Here is a 317-nt window from a genome sequence, read left to right as displayed (position 1 = left end):
GCCTCGGATGGAATTTGATCAGAGTGAAGAAACCCACAGTCATATCGAAAGATAGGATCACGTTTTAACCGTTTGACGAGGTCTTTCATTGTCACGATACGCTCCACCACACGAGCGATCAGTGAATAGACCATGGCGCCATAATTCAGCTCTCTCGGGGCACCTACTTTTTTAGGTTTATCAAAGAGACTCCAAAAAGGCGTCAGGTCGATTGCAGAAAAAACAGCTTCAAAATGGTGGGTAGATTCCATTTCGTATAATTCATGCATGTCAAAAAGGCTTAGTTGTCGTATAATGGTCATGGAAGTACATCTCCT

Annotated in this window: 1 protein-coding gene; it reads right to left on the bottom strand. The window is 43.2% G+C overall.

Annotation, left to right across the window (positions count from 1 at the left end):
* A partial coding sequence (locus G4V62_RS19495; protein WP_165205267.1) for a transposase occupies positions 1–302 on the bottom strand: 302 nt, incomplete at its 3' end.
* Positions 303–317: the final 15 nt, after the last annotated feature.

Origin of the sequence: Litoribacterium kuwaitense (genome assembly GCF_011058155.1) — a bacterium.
GTDB lineage: Bacteria > Bacillota > Bacilli > Bacillales > DSM-28697 > Litoribacterium > Litoribacterium kuwaitense.
This window is presented reverse-complemented; position numbering and strand designations above follow the sequence as displayed.